This window comes from Candidatus Cardinium hertigii (assembly GCF_050864855.1).
GTDB classification, from domain to species: domain Bacteria; phylum Bacteroidota; class Bacteroidia; order Cytophagales; family Amoebophilaceae; genus Cardinium; species Cardinium hertigii_C.
Genome location: NZ_JBOZWW010000047.1, coordinates 1 through 17,036, shown reverse-complemented (window position 1 = coordinate 17,036; position 17,036 = coordinate 1). Strand labels below are relative to the sequence as shown.

Here is a 17,036-nt window from a genome sequence, read left to right as displayed (position 1 = left end):
CCTTTGGTCACAAGTTCATATGAATTGATGACTAGCAACTGGCATTGCCACTACCTTATTACCTGGTAATTTTAGTCAAGTGTCGAGTTACTGGCTCAGTATACCGATATGCGTTTTTGATGTGGGGAATAACCATTGATGTATAAGAACGTCTTATAGATTACTTGAGATCTAACCTGCCGTTACACTAGATTTAGCAGAGACCAAAGCATCATACTCACTTTTAGCATTTACAACCAATCGTTCATAAGTACGCATACCTGTTCCAGCAGGAATCAGATGACCTACAATAATATTCTCTTTCAATCCTTTTAATTTATCATACTTGGCACTAATACCCGCATCGCTCAATACTTTAGCTGTTTCTTGGAAAGAAGCTGCAGATAAGAAACTTTCAGTAGCCAAGGAAATTTGTGTAATACCCTGCAACTTTGGCTGGGCAACAGCCAATTCTGCTGGCCTAGCTTCAACAGGAACCAGCCCTTGCTGAGTAAGTTTATCATTCTCTTGTAACAATCTGCTAGCGGAAACAAATTGTCCCTGCTTGAATAATTTAGAATCACCAAGTGTGAGCACAATAACTTTATCACGGATTCTATCATTCTCTTCAAAAAATTTAACTTTATCAATAATTTGTCCATGCAACAGCATAGTATCTCCTGGATCCAATACTTCTACCTTACGCATCATCTGCTTAATAATAATTTCAATATGCTTATTGTTAATTTTTTCACCCTGTAAACGGTATACGCTTTGCAACTCATTCATGATATATTCTTGGGTAACCAATGGACCTTTTGTAACCAAAAGGTCAGCAGCAGCTACGGCACCATCTGTGATTACCTCTCCTACTTTAACATAATCGTTATCTTGAACCAAGATATGCTTAGACAACGGTATCATATACTTAACCTGGATACCTTCTTTGGATTCAATAAAAACTTCTCTATTGCCTCTTTTAATGCCTCCATAGGTTACGACACCACTTAATTCAGTGATAAAAGCAGTATTGGCAGGTTTTCTAGCTTCAAAAAGCTCTACCACACGAGGCAACCCACCTGTAATATCTCTAGATTGATTAATAATACGAGGGACCCTAGCCAATATTGCTCCTTTACGTATCTTATCACCTGCTTCTACCACCAGCTGTGCTTTAACAGGAAGGGTGTAGGAGGCAATCGTTACACCAGCATCATCAGATAAGATGATACTTGGATGTTTGGTCTTATCCCTGGACTCAATCATTACCTTTGCTTTACGACCAGTTTGCTCATCAAATTCTTCTTGATAGGTAACGCCTTCTTTAAGACCTAGGAAACTGACTACCCCATTCTGAGTAGCCAACAATACAACATTGTAAGGATCCCAATGGTAGAGTTCTTGATCGTAACTTACCATTTGATCACTTGCTACCTTAAGATGGGCACCATATGGCAAATGGGTACTGGTTAATACTTTTCTTGTATCTGCATCTAAAATTTGTAATTCAGCAGAACGGCTCATAACAACTTCTACTGCCTGTCCATTTGCATCTACATAACTTGTAACCATCAAGTCTTCAAAATTTACTATACCTGCATATTTTGCTTTAACTTTAGCATCAACGGTAACATTAGAGGCAGTACCTCCAACATGGAAGGTTCTCATAGTAAGCTGTGTACCAGGCTGTCCAATAGATTGGGCAGCAATCACCCCAACTGCTTCACCAACAGATACCATATTACCGGTGGCTAAGTTTCGTCCATAACATTTTACACAAACACCTTGTGATAAATCACAGGTTAAAACAGAACGTACAAACACCTCTTCTAAGCCCGCTTTCTCTATGCTGGCAGCAATTTGCTCATCAATTCCATTGCCACGTGCAATTAACAAGACACCTGTTTGTGGATCCAACACATCTTCTACCACCACACGCCCTAGAATACGTTCTGCAAGGGATTCAACTACTTTATTTTCAACTTTTACAGCAGTTACAGTAATACCCTTAAGAGAGCCACAATCTTCTTCAATAACGGTTAAATCTTGCGCTACATCTACCAACCTTCTAGTGAGATATCCAGCATCTGCTGTTTTTAAAGCTGTATCAGCCAACCCTTTTCTAGCACCATGGGTAGCAATAAAATACTCAATCACATTCAATCCTTCTTGGAAATTAGAAATAATAGGATGTTCAATAATTTCTCCTACCGATCCTTGTGTACTTTTTTGAGGTCTGCCAATTAATCCTTTCATACCACCCAACTGACGCACCTGTTCACGAGATCCCCTTGCACCAGAAATCATCATCATGTAAACAGAGTTAAAGGTCTCCTGATCACGCTCCAGCTGTTCCATGAGTTGATTGGTAATACGGGTATTGGTTCTAGTCCAAACATCAATAACCTGATTGTATCTTTCATTATCGGTTATCAAACCCAACATATAATTACCCCAAATTGACTCCACCTCTGCAGTAGCTTGGTCAATTAATTCATGCTTGTTAGCTGGTATCTTTACATCATCTAACCCAATGGTCATTCCTGCGTGAAATGCACTATTAAATCCTAAAGCTTTAATATTATCTAAGAACTCAACAGTAACGACTGTACCAAACTTACTGTACATATCTGTTACAATACGCTGCATGTTTCTTACATTCAACGTTTCATTAACAAATTCCATCCCATCTGGACAATACTCATTGAATACTACCCTACCAACCGTAGTCTCTATTGATGTATAAACTCCATCTGACTGGATGACAGGCAAACGAAGCTTGATATAAGCATGCTTAGAGACTTTTTCATGGGCCAATGCAATCAATACTTCCTCAGGTGCATAAAAAGACATTCCCTCTCCTAATACTAGATTTTCTGGAGTACTACGCCTTCCTTTGGTTAGATAATGCAATCCCAAAATCATATCACGCGATGGAATAGTAATAGGAATACCGTTTGAGGGATTCAACACATTATAGGATGCCAACATAAGCAATGAAGCTTCTGCAATGGCTTCTTGACCAAGGGGAATATGAACGGCCATTTGATCCCCATCAAAGTCAGCATTGAAGGCAGTACATACCAAAGGATGCAATTGAATGGCTTTGCCTTCAATCAATTTAGGCTGAAAGGCTTGTATACCCAATCGGTGCAAGGTTGGTGCTCGGTTGAGTAGTACAGGATGACCTTTCAATACATTCTCTAATACATCCCAGATAACAGGGGCTTTTTCTTCTATTAATCTTTTAGCTACTTTTACAGTTTCTGCTACACCACGCTCTATCAGCCTACGTATGATAAAAGGCATAAATAGTTCCACTGCCATTTCTTTAGGTAACCCGCACTCATGCAACTGTAACTCAGGCCCTACCACAATAACAGACCGACCAGAATAATCTACACGCTTGCCAAGCAAATTCTGCCTAAAACGGCCCTGCTTTCCTTTCAACATATCTGAAAGGGATTTTAATGGTCGAATGCCCTCTGAAGCAACAGAATTTACTTTACGAGAATTATCAAATAAAGAATCTACAGCTTCTTGCAGCATACGCATTTCATTGCGTATGATGATCTGTGGTGCCTTAATATCTAATAATCTCTTGAGTCTATTGTTTCTAATAATAACTCTTCTATAAAGGTCATTTAAATCAGAAGTAGCAAATTTACCACCACCAAGTGAGAAAAGAGGACGTAACTCAGGGGGAATAACAGGCAATATACGCATCACCATCCATTCTGGCCGGTTTTCTACTTTTTTATGGACATCTCTAAATCCTTCTACAATTTTTAGTCTTTTGACAATCTCCAAACGGCGTTGTTGAGAAGCATCAGTCAGCAACTGCTCACGTAAATCAATTGAAAGTTTTTCTAAATCAATATTTTTTAGAATAGACTCAATAGCTTCTGAACCAATAAGGGCGATAAATTTATTAGGATCTGAATGGCTCAATAATGGATTATCTGGAGGCAATTCATCTAAAATAGCTAAATACTCATCTTCAGATAGCAGATCCATAGGGGCTATGCCATCTTCTTTCTTAATACCAGGTTGAATGACCACATAACGCTCATAGTATACAATTTGCTCAACTTTTTTAGTAGGTATACCGAGCAAATAACTAATTTTACTAGGGAGCACCCTAAAGTACCAAATATGGGTCACTGGAACAACCAACTCGATATGGCCAACGCGTTCTCTACGTTGTTTTTTTTCTGTAATCTCAACACCACATCTATCACATACAATACCTTTATAACGAATGCCTTTGTACTTACCACAATGACATTCCCAATCTTTTACAGGACCAAATATACGCTCACAAAACAATCCTTTGGTTTCAGGCTTATGGGTTCTATAATTAATGGTTTCTGGCAGAGTGACTTCTCCTGAAGAACGAGATAAAATCACTTCTGGAGAAGAAAGACTGGCAATGATACCAGAAAATTGAGTGGATTGTGCCCTATTTCTTTTAAACTTCATACGGTTAAACTTGGTAAGCGACGTGAAATATGGAATGTCAAACTGACTATTTGCTATACAAGCGTAATTTCAAGACCTAGTCCCCTTAATTCATGCATCAACACATTAAAGGATTCTGATAAATTAGGCTTTGGAATATTATTACCTTTAACGATTGCTTCATAAGCTTTAGATCTACCAACCACATCATCTGATTTGGTATTGAGCATTTCTTGTAATGTATAAGCAGCTCCATAGGCTTCCAATGCCCATACTTCCATTTCACCAAATCGTTGTCCACCAAATTGGGCTTTACCACCTAATGGTTGCTGCGTAATTAAAGAATAAGGACCGGTAGAACGGGCATGCATTTTATCATCTACCAAATGAGCAAGCTTGAGCAAATAAACTACGCCAACTGTAACGCTTTGATTAAATGGCATACCCGTTCCTCCATCATAAACGGTTGTTTTACCAAAAGCAGGTAAGCCAGCTTGGTGCAACTCATTGGAAATCTGATCTAAAGTCATACCCTCAAAAATAGGATTGAGATACCGTTTACCCAATTGCTCACCAGCCCATCCTAGGACAGTTTCATATAACTGGCCTAAATTCATACGAGAAGGCAATCCGAGTGGACTCAATACAACATCTACTGGTGTACCATCTGCTAAGAATGGCATATCTTCTTGGGGTACAATCTTACAAACAATACCTTTATTACCATGCCTTCCAGACATTTTATCACCCACCTTAAGCTTTCTTTTTTCCGCAATATAGACTTTAGCTACTTTTACAACCCCTTTGGGTAACCCATCTCCTGCTTCTAGTGTAAACCTTTCACGCTTAAAACGTACAATAGAAGTGGTACATTTTTTAATATAGTTGCCTAAAATACGCTGCACTAGATTATTTTTAGATGGATCAGGGGTCCAATTACTAAGTACAAGGTCTCCAACTAAATTGGCTTCTGCTGGAATGTTATAAAGCGATTCATCACGGTAAATATTTTTAGGAGGAAAGAGCTTTTCAGCAATGAGTGGAGTTGTAAGCTTCGTACCTTCTGGAATAATTTCATCACCAAATTGGTGATAAATACCATTGGTAACCACTCCATCTAAAACCAAAGATAACTTTTGAATAGCTATATCACGCAATTTTAATAAATTCTTAGCATGTGCTTTTTTTAATAATTCTAGCTCTTTTTTAACTTTTTGCTTACTTTCTTTATTTCTTTCAGGACTAGAAAATATTTTAGTATCGATTACAATACCTTCCATACCAGATGGCACCTTTAAAGAAGTATTCTTTACATCGCCTGCTTTATCACCAAAAATAGCCTTCAAAAGCCTTGCTTCTGGTGTAACATCTATCTCTCCCTTTGGGGTAATTTTACCAATTAAAATATCACCTTCTTTAACTTCTGTACCTACTTTAACAATACCATCAATACCTAACTTGGCAATGGCTTCTTCACTAACATTTGGAATTTCATTGGTCAACTCTTCTGCACCAAATTTTGTATCCTTGACTTCCAGAATAAATTCCTTGATATGAATAGAAGTAAAAACACCATCCCGTACAATACGTTCAGAAATTACAATACCATCTTCAAAGGTATATCCTTTCCAAGATAAGAAAGCTACTTTTAAATTTTTACCTAAGGCCAACTCTGCATTTTTAGTAGCATACCCTTCACAAAGCACCTGGCCTTTTTCTACACGACTGCCTTTAGAAACAATAGGCGATAGGTTAATACAAGTACTGCGATTGGTACCTCTAAATTTATCCATGGAATAGGTTACAGAGGCTTCATCAAAGGCAACAAGTGCTTCTTCTTCAGAACGATCATACCGAACCACAACTTTCCTACCATCTACATAAGTAACCAAACCACTACCTTCTGCAGTAGGTAACCCCCTAAACTCTTTAGCAACTCTTTTTTCTACACCTGTACAAACAATAGGCACATCTGGCCTTACCAAAGGAACAGCCTGACGCTGCATGTTAGATCCCATCAAGGCACGACTGGCATCATTGTGCTCCAAAAAGGGAATCAAAGAAGCAGCAACCGAAGCAATCTGACTGCTGGAAATATCCATATAATTAACCTGTTCTGGTTTTACCAAAGGATACTCATCTCCATTTCGGACTTTGACTCGGTTATCTAAGATGAGACCATTTGCATCTAACTGTACATTAGCTGGAGCAAAATTAGCATGCTCTTCTTCTGCAGCACTAAGGTAACAAATGGCACCACTAAGGTCAACTTTACCATGCTCTACCCGCCTATAAGGTGTTTCGATAAAGCCCATATTATTGACACGTGCATACATGCAAAGTGAAGAAATCAAACCAATATTCATACCTTCCGGTGTCTCAATGGTACACAACCTACCATAATGAGAATAATGGACGTCACGAACCTCAAAACCAGCACGATCTCTAGAAAGCCCGCCAGGTCCTAATGCGGATACGCGACGCTTATGGGTAATTTCTGCCAATGGGTTGACTTGATCAATTAACTGAGAAAGTGGATTGATGCCAAAGAAAGAACTAATAACTGAAGAAAGGGTACGTGCATTAATTAAGTCTGCAGGTTTAAATAGCTCATTGTCTCTAATGTTAATGCGTTCACGAATGGTTCTAGCCAAACGAGAAAGCCCTACACCAAATTGGGTAAAAAGTTGCTCCCCAACAGAACGTACCCGGCGATTACTTAAATGATCAATATCATCTACTTCTGCTTTACCATTGACTACCTTGATGAGATAATGAATAATTTGTATAATATCTTCTTGGGTCAAAACAGAAGACTCTACTGGAACATCCAGATTTAATTTTTTATTGATTCGATAACGACCTACTTCACCCAATGTATAGCGCTTACTACTGAAAAAAAGGCTTTCTACCGTTTCACGGGCCGTCTGCTCATCAGGCGCCTCTGCATTACGCAACTGGCGGTAAATTTGCTCTATTGCTTCCTTAGTATCATTGGTACTATCTTTTCCAAAGGTGTTGTATATAAGATGGTAGTCTGCAGGAGCTCCTTCTGAATGATGCAAAATAACAGAGGGAACACCAGAAGATAAAATAACTTCTATAGCTGCTTCATCTAATACTGTATTGCGCTCTACAAGAACTTCATGTTTGGTAGAAACATATTCTTCGCCAGTTTCTTCATCTACAAAATGCTCTACCGTACTTTTTAAAACCCGAGCCGCTAATTTACAGCCTATATATTTTTCCAATACTGCACCACTTGCTTCTACTTCATCGGCAAGACCAAATATGGCTAAAATATCTTTATCACTACTATATCCAATAGCACGCAACATAGTAGTAATTGGTATTTTCTTTTTCCTATCTAAATAGATATACATGACTGAATTAATATCAACAGAAAATTCAATCCAAACACCCTTAGCAGGAACTACCTTAGCAGCGTAAACATTCGAACCACTAATGTGTTTATTTTGAAAAAAGAAAATACCAGAAGACTTATGCACTTGAGAAACCACCACACGCTCTACACCACTTAAAATAAAAGAACCTTGATCGGTCATATAAGGTATATTACCTAAAAAAACCTCTTGTTCAACGCCTTCATATTTCCCAGTATGTTCGTCATTTTGCAACAAGCGTAATTTTGCTTTCAAAGGTACATCATAGGTCAAACCCCGTTCAATACACTCCCGAGGCGTATATTGGGGAAGTTCTAAATTGTAGTCAATAAACTCTAGAATATAGTTTCGCTTAGAATCTTCAATGGGAAAATGCTCCATAAAAACCTTATAAAGGCCTTCACTTATTCTATTTTCTGGACTAATACCGAGTTGAAAAAAGTCTCTAAAAGATTGCAACTGGATTTCAAGCAAATCAGTGTAGTTTGCGGGAGCATCAACAGAAGGCATATGGCAATTTTGTTTACTAGATTGTGTTTTCTTTACGAAGGTGCTACATGTTTATAACTTATAGAAAGCAAAACTAGAATGCGGTTTTAGCTACATTAACATGAAGCAAAGCAAGCGCTAAAGGGGAGTACATTACAAATAGATATGCACTCAGACCTAAATAGGTAACCTTTAACGCAGCAAAAATTATATTATATAATCATATAAGCGCCCATTGACTATTTCAACTCAACCTCTGCACCAGCTTCTTCTAATTTCCTTTTAATAGTCTCTGCTTCTTCCTTAGGAAGACCTTGTTTCATCGTATCCGGTACACCATCTACAAACTCTTTGGCTTCTTTCAATGTTAAACCTGTTATTTCTTTTACCAGTTTTACAACTGCTAACTTAGCTGCACCACCTGATTTTAAAATAACATCAAATGTAGTTTTTTCTGGTACGTTTTCAACAGAAACTGGAGCTGCAGCAGCCATCATCATAGGAGCTGCAGCAACTGGTTCAATGCCATGTTCATGCTTCAAAATATCAGCCAAATCACTTACCTGCTTAACCGTTAAGTTAACAAGCGTTTTTGCTAAATCGTTTAAGTCGATCATAATTTGTAAAGGTTTATAAAATTTAGATAAATATAAAAAAGAGACTTTTTTATTAAGTTGATGCTTTCAAAAAAGTTTCCATCATTCCCATCAAACGTTTTTCGCCAGATTGCATTGCAGCCAGGACATTTAAAATAGGGGCTTTCAAAAGCGTGATAATATCTCCCAAAATCTCTTCTTTTGATTTTAAGGTTGTTAACCTATCCAAGTGTTCTGCCCCAATAAATACATCACCATAAATAGAAGCAGCTTTCAAAACAGGTAAGTTTAACTTTTCCGTTTCCAAAAAATCTTTTAATATTTTTCCAGGCGCACGGCCACTGTCACGGCTAAATAAAATACCTGAAAATCCTTTTAATACGCTTGAAAAAGCAGCCGCATGAGGGATACATTTTTCGGATTGCTCTAGGGCTTTTTGTATTAGGGTATTTTTAGCTACCTGATAGACTATATTTTGTTCTGCACAACTTTTTCTAAATTTATTTACTTGCTCTACAGTAAGCCCCATAGCGTCTACTACATAAAAGCAGTCGAAAGCAGAAAACTTTTCTACTAGACCTTCTATAACTTGTAATTTTTCTTCTCGTTTCATTTTTCTAAAGCCCAAGGGCAATGCTCCTATCTACAAAAACGCCTCTACTCATCGTGCTAGAAAGACTAATACTATTTACGTAAAGCCCTTTTGAAGAGGCAGGCTTTAATTTAACAATCGCTTTTAACAGCTCCATCACATTTTCTACTATTTTTTCCTGGGGAAAAGATACACGACCTACACTACTATGTACAATACCATATTTATCTACCTTAAAGCTTAACTTTCCACCCTTTACCTCTTTAACCATTTTAGCCACATCCATGGTGACAGTACCTACCTTAGGATTAGGCATAAGGCCACGAGGCCCTAACACTTTACCCAATCTACCCAATTTAACCATAACGGTTGGCATCGTGATAATGACATCTATATCTGTCCACCCAGCTGCTATTTTTTCAATAAAGTCGTCTAACCCTACGTAATCTGCACCAGCTTGCTTGGCTTCTTGTTCTTTATCAGCTGTACAGAGTACTAAGATTCTACAAGACTTACCTGTTCCATGTGGTAAAGAGACTGTTCCCCTTACCATTTGGTCAGACTTTTTAGGATCTACACCCAAACGAACTGCAACATCCATGGAAGCGTCAAACTTTGTAGAAGTACTTTTTTGCACAAACTGAACAGCCTCGGTTAGAGTATAGGCTTCCTTAGCATTATCTGTTGCACTATGCTTATTCTTTTTTTGAATCGCCATTTTTATCTCTTTTATTTAACCCAAGGGGCAATACCTTGTACCGTAACACCCATACTTCTCGCTGTTCCAGCTACCATACGCATCGCTGCATGTATATCTAAGGTGTTTAAATCGCGAAGCTTTTCTACTGCAATTTGTTGAATCTGCTCCCAACTAATACTGGCCACTTTACGCCTATTCGACTCAGGAGAACCTTTTGCAATTTCTACAAGCTTCATAATGGCAACAACAGTAGGGGATGTTTTAATGATGAAGTCAAAAGATTTATCTTGATAAACTGTAATGATTACAGGTACAATTTCTCCTTGCTGATCTTTTGTTCTAGCATTAAACTGCTTACAAAATTCCATAATATTGATGCCCTTACTACCTAATGCAGGACCTACTGGTGGAGAAGGATTGGCGGAACCTCCCTTAACCCTTAACTTTACATAACCTAAAACTGGCTTAGACATATTATATAAATTTTACAAATGCTTTACAGGCATATTTACAAAGCATTAGAAAAGCTTTTTAACCTGCGTATAACTTAACTCTACAGGTGTACTGCGCTCATCAAAAATTTTAACCACTACATTAAGTGTTTTCTTTTCTTCAAAAATCTCTTGAACTTTTCCAGAAAAACTTGCAAAAGGTCCATCTATAATTTCAACAACTTCCCCTAAAGCAAAAATAGCATTTAATTTTAAATCACTAGATTCAAAACTATTGGTTTTACCTATAATTCTATTTACCTCTGTTTGACTCAATGGAACAGGAGCACCACGCCACCCTTTCACACCTAAAAACCCCAAAGCACCTGTTATACTTTTTAATAACTGTACCAACAAGCCATTTGTAAGATCTGCCTGTAAAAATATATAACCAGGAAATAAGTTCCTGTTTTTTACATGCTTTTTCCCCGAACGAACTTCATATACTTTTTCGTAAGGTATTAACATTTCGCCAACAATATGCTGTAAATTACTTTTTACAAGCTCTACTTGTAGATTGGCTTTTATTTTTTCTTCTTGCTTAGTGACTACTTTAAGCACATACCAATGTAATGCATTCATTCAACTCGTCCATTTTTTAAAAAGCATTATAAAACCAAACAAAAGCTTTTTTCAAAGACCAATCCATAAGCCCAATAAGAAGCGCAAACATATAAGAAACCAGCAGTACAAGCAGGGAACTACTTTGCAGCCCATGGTAAGAAGGCCAAGTAATTTTATACCTTACTTCTTGTACTAGATTGTATATAAATAGCTTTGCTTTTGACATATTATTTTATGCACGGGTGGAGAGACTCGAACTCCCAGCCTATGGTTTTGGAGACCACCACTCTACCAGTTGAGCTACACCCGTATTTATTGTATTAACACTTAACAATTAGGTAAAGATTATACTGCTTAGCATAAGCTCTATTTTATAAGCAAACTGATCGAACCGAAACGCATGTTTTACAAACCATTGAAAAATAGAGAGTTATGAACTTGCATAGAAAGTTTTTTATCTTAAATAAGATAGTTCAATAGTCTAGTAGCTGCTTTATTTATTTAACTAGCCCCTTAACTATACCATGCAAGCCAACTCTACGAAACTAACAATCAAGAATTTCAGTAACCCTTCCAGCACCAACTGTTCTTCCTCCTTCACGAATGGCAAAACGCAATCCTACTTCCATAGCAATACTATGGATAAGCGTAATTTCTAAATTGACATTATCACCTGGCATAACCATTTCCACACCCTCGGGAAGTTTTACTTCACCTGTCACATCTGTTGTTCTAAAGTAGCACTGTGGTCTATATTTGTTAAAGAATGGAGTATGACGCCCCCCTTCTTGTTTGGTTAAAACATAAACTTCAGCTTTAAACTTACTATGCGGTTTAACACTCCCCGGTTTACAGACGACCATACCACGTTGAATAGAGGTTTTATCAATACCACGCAACAAGAGACCTACATTATCACCTGCCTCGCCTCTATCTAAGTTTTTTCGAAACATTTCAACACCTGTAACCGTAGAAGTCAATTTTTCAGCCCCCATACCAATAATATCAACCGTACTACCGGTGGTAATCACACCTTTTTCAATTCTACCAGTTACAACTGTTCCGCGACCTGTAATTGTACATACCCCTTCTACAGGCATTAAAAAATCTTTATCTACTAACCGTACAGGGAGTGGAATATAACTGTCTACTGCAGCCATCAGCTCTTCAACTTTTGTTTCCCACACTGACTCGCCATTCAAAGCACCTAAAGCAGAACCACGAATAATAGGTGCATTGTCTCCATCAAAATTATAGGCATTCAAAAGCTCCCTAATTTCAAGTTCTACTAACTCGATCATTTCAGGATCATCTACTAGATCTACTTTATTTAAAAAAACCACGATACCAGGCACGCCAATCTGGCTAGCCAAAAGGATATGCTCCCTAGTTTGAGGCATGGCACCATCCGTGGCCGCCACGAGAAGAATTGCACCATCCATCTGAGCCGCACCGGTAATCATATTTTTAACATAATCCCGGTGACCTGGACAATCTACATGGGCATAATGCCTGTTTTGCGTTTGGTATTCGACGTGCGCAGTATTAATGGTAATACCCCGTTCTTTTTCTTCTGGAGCAGCATCAATAGCTGAAAACTCTTTTTTTTCTGCCAACCCGGCTTTAGCCAAAACAGTAGTAATAGCAGCTGTTAATGTCGTTTTGCCATGGTCAACGTGGCCAATTGTACCAATATTGACATGTGGCTTTGATCGTTTAAATGTTTCTTTTGCCATAGCTTATAACTTTTTAAGATTTTCAATAAAATAAATAACTTATCCAATACAATTTTTTGGATCTACGCTACAATCAACTTCCTCAGATCTATTCTAACATGGAGCCAATGACGGGATTTGAACCCGTGACCTCTTCCTTACCAAGGAAGCACTCTACCACTGAGCTACACCGGCCCTATAGTAAAAAGAGCGGGAGACGAGGATCGAACTCGCGACCTGAAGCTTGGAAGGCTGCCGCTCTACCAACTGAGCTACTCCCGCTTTACATACGGTTACTGCCAACTAGTGGGGAGAGAAGGATTCGAACCTTCGAAGCTTACGCAACGGATTTACAGTCCGCCCCAATTGGCCGCTCTGGCATCTCCCCCAAACAAATAAGCACAAAATCAGTATATAGTATACCAAATAAATAGATCAACCAAATCTACAAAAAATATTTTTTCGTTACAAAAAAAAGAGATAAAAGAATCTATAAATTTTTTAACAGTAAAAGCAAGTAGGTATACAGTACGGATCTATACGTTACATTAGATCTACATAAATACCAAGAGAAAAAAGCCTACGCGAATCAGAACCATCAGGACCTTTATTCTTCTGGAAGAGAGGAGTCAAATGAATTCCTCCTGTGAAACCAAAGCGATGATATCCCATTCCAGCTTGGAGAACACAAGCATATGGCAGAAGGTTAAAATTACCATTTGTAACCAAAGAAGCACCTGAATCATTATATTCTTCATAATAATACTTCATAGCAGCACGCTGACGCAGACCAAACTTAAGACCCAACCAACCATGAAACCCTTCTTTAGGCGCTTCCAAGACACTATTGAATCGAAGCCTAAGCAAAACATCAAAGAAGGGGATATTAAGAGTAGAACAGAAGACTTTTCTACCTGGAATATTAGGTAGATCCTGAAAGCTTGCATCAGAATCTGAAACTCTTTTCAGCTCTTTATAGATTGTATCACCGCCATGTTTTTCACCAATAAAAGAATAATACAAACTACTCCAACCAAGCCCTACACACAAAGCAAAACGAGATTGGTTGATACGAATACCATAGAGAAACGCGCCATTGTTACGGAAAAAAGCAGACCAGTCTATCTTTTTCACAGAGGGAAATTTTAACGAATTTTTGGAGTTCACATCATATAAGTAATCCATTTTTAAGGGTTCGTATAGAAAGCTAAAATAATTTTCTACTAGTGACAGATAGGTATCTGATTGATCGACCTCAGTATCTATAGAAGCAACAGCTGGGTCACCTGAAGAGGTAGCTGGTTGAGAGATTTCACTATCTATAGGCGTAAAAATTGAATCACTTTCAGAAGTATTTGGTTGAGAGACTTCAGTATTTATAGCAGTAGAGGTTGCATCACTCACAGAGGCCTCTGGCTGACAATTTTCAGTATCTATAGGCGTAAGGGCTGCATTACCTGCAGAAGCTGCATAGGGAAAATGTAAAGCAACAAGAAGAAATAACCAAGGAAGAAATTTTTTTTTCATGTAAATTAATGACATTATAGTGTATAAATATTACCTAACAAAGGTACTTTTTTTTTTAAATATGTCAAAACATTACTTTGAAATAAATTTTTGTTTATTAAATTTGCATAGCAGCTAGCAAGATGGACTTGTAGCTCAACTGGATAGAGCACTGCACTACGGATGCAGCGGTTAGGGGTTCGAATCCCTTCAAGTCCACATAAGGGTTGAGACAATTATATCTACTTTTAGGTTTAGCGACCCATTTAGAGCGACCCATTTAGATAAACCTGTTTGTGCGTATATGTAGAACAACTAATAATAAAAGTAATAAAAGAGTATTTTTTGTTTGAGTGATAAAACATCAAGCTTCTTGAGAGACAACATTAACAAGTCCCTGAACGAATACCTATCTTGCTATATCTATTTTTTACATTGAGCCATATACCAAAATACTACAGCAAAAAGGTAAAGATTGCTATAAAATTATGTACTTTGCCTAATGAAACGGAGTCAAGGGATTATAATTTTTTACAAAGGCACGAGTACTTTAAATACGCAACATATTAATCACTTCTGTATGGCCCTGTTTTTTGCCCAATCAAGCGGAGTAAGACCATTGTGATCTTGTTCATTAACACGAATGCCTCTAATATCCACTAAGGCTTTAACTATTTCTATATCACCATCTATTGCTGCCCAATGAAGCGCTGTACGACCTTTATCATCTTGATCATTGAGACCCGTACCTTTAGTGTTCTGTAAGACTTTAACTACATCTATTTTCCCGCTCATTACTGCCGAGTGAAACGGGGTACGGCCATAATCATCTTTTTCATTGAGACGAATACCTTGAATCGTCAGTAAGGTGTTAAGGAGCTTTATATAACCTTTATGTGCTACCATATGAAGCAAAGTACCGCCACCACTACTCTTTATTATGTATGTCAACCTCTAATGCCGAGCAAGAGGTTAACTACCTCTATATAACCTTCTTTTGCTGCCCAACGAGATGGCGTAAACCCGTTTTCATCTTGTCGATTTACATCAAAATCTGGATGGTTACATAAAAGATTAATTAATTCCATATTACGCTTTTGTACTGCCAAATAAAATGGGGTATTATGATAATGACCTCGTCCATTGACTAAAATACCAGGCTGATTTAGTAACTTTTTAACTACGTCTACATGATCGAATAATAGTGCCCAATCGAGAGGGCTATAATGGTGCTTATTTTCTGTATTAACCTCAATACCTGGAACCCCTAGTAATGATTCAACTATTTTTATATGCCCCTTTTGTGCAGCCCAATGAAGGGGTGTAATTGCGTTATTAGCTTTTACATTAACCTCAATACCTGGAACCCCTAGTAAAAGTTCAACTACTCCTAGGTGGCCATTTTTTGCAGCGTAATGAAGCATAGTACGCCCTTGATCACTTTCTATTAATAATGGATTTTCCTTAAAAGAAAGCGCTGTACCGTTTGGATTTAGTATTAATGCGACAAGATCTTCAAAACTTACTGTTTCATTTATTTGATGCCCATTCATACTATATCTACTGGTCAATTTGGCACAACTAATGATACATACTAAAAATAAGAGCAAATGTAATCGGGTGATTAATTTGGAAAATAAAATGCGTTGTATATGTTTTTTATACATAATTATATGATTGTTAATTTATATAAACATTACTCTTTGATTGGTTTTCCTACCAACGCATTGATTTACCGCTTTAATGAATCTTTTCGAGCACAACAAATAGTGCGCTATTATAGTAAGTATTAGTAGTAACCACGATATCTATAATTTATAGTATAAAACTTTTGTGAATAAACAAAGCGCTTGAATATACCGACGGATACAAGCAAAAAAGGGATGCACGTGTAATAAGAAAAAAACTATGATGCTATAAAAGTCTTAGCTATTATGGGGGTTATACAGCAGCGGTAAAACATCCTGGAGATAAACATTTTATCAATTAATTTCCAAGTGTATATATAAAAAAAGTGCTATGCAGCTAATAAATACTGCACAGCACAAAAAAATAAAAGATGGCAACTACCTACTCTCCCGCGTATTACCGAAGTACCATCGGCGCTGCTGGGCTTAACTGCTCTGTTCGGAATGGGAAGAGGTGCACACCAGCGCTTTCGTCACCTTTATTTTTAATTTCTAATAAAGCATTATATTATTTATTAGTTATCTAATACTTTGAAAAAGTAATTGACTACTGTAAAAGCAAAATCAAGAAGAAAAACAAGAAACATTCGGGTAATTAGTATTGCTCAGCTTTGCCATTTCTGGCTTTACACCTGCAACCTATCAAGGTCATCATCTTTAACCACCCTTATTGAAGTCTCATCTTGAGGCGAGTTTCGTGCTTAGATGCTTTCAGCACTTATCTCTTATAAACGTAGCTACTCAGCAGTGCAACTGACGTCACAACTGATACACCAGAGGTTTACCCAACCCGGTCCTCTCGTACTAAGGTCAGCCCCTCTCAAACTTCTAACGCCCGCAATAGATAGAAA

General features: G+C 37.7%; 12 protein-coding genes, 5 tRNA genes and 2 rRNA genes. 1 reads left to right on the top strand and 18 read right to left on the bottom strand.

What is annotated here, in order from left to right:
* Window positions 1-171: 171 nt before the first annotated feature.
* The 14 genes from rpoC to ACRRVB_RS01730 all read right to left on the bottom strand — a co-directional run bounded on the left by rpoC (window position 172) and on the right by ACRRVB_RS01730 (window position 14,518).
* Window positions 172-4,461 carry a DNA-directed RNA polymerase subunit beta' gene (gene rpoC, locus ACRRVB_RS01795; protein ID WP_432466279.1) on the bottom strand — a complete coding sequence of 1,430 codons (4,290 nt, stop codon included), beginning with the start codon at window positions 4,459-4,461 and terminating at the stop codon, window positions 172-174.
* A 53-nt stretch (window positions 4,462-4,514) separates the two neighbouring features.
* On the bottom strand, window positions 4,515-8,354 hold the full coding sequence (gene rpoB / locus ACRRVB_RS01790) for a DNA-directed RNA polymerase subunit beta (protein WP_432466278.1): 3,840 nt from the start codon (window positions 8,352-8,354) through the stop codon (window positions 4,515-4,517).
* Between the two features lie 218 nt (window positions 8,355-8,572).
* Window positions 8,573-8,950 (bottom strand): 50S ribosomal protein L7/L12, encoded by a 378-nt coding sequence (rplL, locus tag ACRRVB_RS01785; RefSeq protein WP_432466277.1) that lies wholly within the window; start codon window positions 8,948-8,950, stop codon window positions 8,573-8,575.
* 52 nt (window positions 8,951-9,002) lie between these two features.
* Window positions 9,003-9,542: a 50S ribosomal protein L10 gene (gene rplJ, locus ACRRVB_RS01780; protein ID WP_432466276.1), complete on the bottom strand. Its 540-nt coding sequence runs from the start codon at window positions 9,540-9,542 to the stop codon at window positions 9,003-9,005.
* A gap of 4 nt (window positions 9,543-9,546) precedes the next feature.
* Window positions 9,547-10,239, bottom strand: coding sequence for a 50S ribosomal protein L1 (gene rplA / locus ACRRVB_RS01775; protein ID WP_432466275.1), 693 nt, complete (start codon window positions 10,237-10,239; stop codon window positions 9,547-9,549).
* An 11-nt stretch (window positions 10,240-10,250) separates the two neighbouring features.
* Window positions 10,251-10,694, bottom strand: a complete 444-nt coding sequence (rplK, locus tag ACRRVB_RS01770) for a 50S ribosomal protein L11 (protein WP_432466274.1) — start codon at window positions 10,692-10,694, stop codon at window positions 10,251-10,253.
* A 45-nt stretch (window positions 10,695-10,739) separates the two neighbouring features.
* Complete coding sequence (nusG, locus tag ACRRVB_RS01765) at window positions 10,740-11,294, bottom strand: transcription termination/antitermination protein NusG (RefSeq protein ID WP_432466273.1); 555 nt, start codon at window positions 11,292-11,294, stop codon at window positions 10,740-10,742.
* Between the two features lie 16 nt (window positions 11,295-11,310).
* Entirely contained in the window at window positions 11,311-11,502 is a 192-nt protein-coding gene (secE, locus tag ACRRVB_RS01760; RefSeq protein WP_432466272.1) for a preprotein translocase subunit SecE, read from the bottom strand.
* An 11-nt stretch (window positions 11,503-11,513) separates the two neighbouring features.
* A tRNA-Trp gene (locus tag ACRRVB_RS01755) sits at window positions 11,514-11,586 on the bottom strand.
* 235 nt (window positions 11,587-11,821) lie between these two features.
* The gene (tuf, locus tag ACRRVB_RS01750; protein WP_432466271.1) at window positions 11,822-13,012 is read right to left on the bottom strand and encodes an elongation factor Tu; all 1,191 of its coding nucleotides are present in this window, start codon (window positions 13,010-13,012) and stop codon (window positions 11,822-11,824) included.
* 99 nt (window positions 13,013-13,111) lie between these two features.
* A tRNA-Thr gene (locus ACRRVB_RS01745) sits at window positions 13,112-13,186 on the bottom strand.
* A gap of 14 nt (window positions 13,187-13,200) precedes the next feature.
* Window positions 13,201-13,273 (bottom strand) — tRNA-Gly (locus ACRRVB_RS01740).
* Between the two features lie 25 nt (window positions 13,274-13,298).
* Window positions 13,299-13,379, bottom strand: a tRNA-Tyr gene (locus tag ACRRVB_RS01735).
* 155 nt (window positions 13,380-13,534) lie between these two features.
* Window positions 13,535-14,518 (bottom strand): hypothetical protein, encoded by a 984-nt coding sequence (locus tag ACRRVB_RS01730; protein ID WP_432466270.1) that lies wholly within the window; start codon window positions 14,516-14,518, stop codon window positions 13,535-13,537.
* Window positions 14,519-14,642: 124 nt separating this feature from the next.
* Here ACRRVB_RS01730 and ACRRVB_RS01725 point away from each other — a divergent pair.
* A tRNA-Arg gene (locus ACRRVB_RS01725) sits at window positions 14,643-14,716 on the top strand.
* Window positions 14,717-15,067: 351 nt separating this feature from the next.
* Here the strand turns inward: ACRRVB_RS01725 and ACRRVB_RS01720 are convergent.
* The 4 genes from ACRRVB_RS01720 to ACRRVB_RS01705 all read right to left on the bottom strand — a co-directional run.
* Entirely contained in the window at window positions 15,068-15,448 is a 381-nt protein-coding gene (locus ACRRVB_RS01720; protein ID WP_432466269.1) for an ankyrin repeat domain-containing protein, read from the bottom strand.
* Complete coding sequence (locus ACRRVB_RS01715; protein ID WP_432466268.1) at window positions 15,445-16,164, bottom strand: ankyrin repeat domain-containing protein; 720 nt, start codon at window positions 16,162-16,164, stop codon at window positions 15,445-15,447. Before ACRRVB_RS01715 ends, ACRRVB_RS01720 begins: the two co-directional genes overlap by 4 nt.
* Before the next feature lie 390 nt (window positions 16,165-16,554).
* Window positions 16,555-16,666, bottom strand: a 5S ribosomal RNA gene (rrf, locus tag ACRRVB_RS01710).
* Window positions 16,667-16,759: 93 nt separating this feature from the next.
* Window positions 16,760-17,036, bottom strand: a 23S ribosomal RNA gene (locus tag ACRRVB_RS01705); the annotation flags it as partial.